Origin of the sequence: Campylobacter sp. RM9333 (assembly GCF_020137705.1) — a bacterium.
Classification (GTDB): domain Bacteria; phylum Campylobacterota; class Campylobacteria; order Campylobacterales; family Campylobacteraceae; genus Campylobacter_E.
Window position 1 is genome coordinate 1 of sequence record NZ_JACGAY010000057.1, and the last position, 688, is coordinate 688.

Sequence of the window (688 nt, forward strand, 5' to 3'; positions counted from 1 at the left end):
AAATAAGATAACAATAATTCTACTTCTTAAGGGCCTATAGCTCAGCTGGTTAGAGTGCACCCCTGATAAGGGTGAGGTCACAAGTTCAAGTCTTGTTAGGCCCACCATTTTTATTCTTTTTATCTATCTTTTAAATTATTTTTTTAAATCTTTTTAATATATGTAGTTTTTAGTATTATTTTAGGTTTTACTTGTGTATTTATTTTAGATTAAAACTTATAAATAATATTTATATTTTTAATGATATTTGAATTTATTTAAAAATACTTATTTTTACTTATTTAGCTTGTAGTTATGTTTAAAGCTATTTTTATATAAATTATAATACTTATTAAAGTGGTGTGATATTTGATAGCATATATATTATCTTTTTAAAATAACTCTTATAGTAATAAGTAATTTAAATTATAAGTGATAATTATGTTTTTACTATTAAATAAAATATTAGTTGTATTTTTAAGAGTTAATATAATTAATGTTTTTATAAAGTATTTATAAGTTTTAAATTCTTTTAATAAAAATAGCTTTTTATGTTTAGTGATTATGTTTTAGATTATTTTATTATGGTGTGTGTTTTTAATTGTTTTTAGTAGTTAGTGAAGGTTGTTTTAGAATGAGATTTTAATTGCTTTTTAGTTTTTAATTTAAAGTATTGTTTATGTTGTTTAGAGTGGTTGGGGGGGGGTTA

At 20.3% G+C, this 688-nt stretch carries 1 tRNA gene; it reads left to right on the forward strand.

Annotation, left to right across the window (positions count from 1 at the left end):
- Nucleotides 1–30: 30 nt before the first annotated feature.
- A tRNA-Ile gene (locus tag AVBRAN9333_RS09430) sits at nucleotides 31–107 on the forward strand.
- Nucleotides 108–688: the final 581 nt, after the last annotated feature.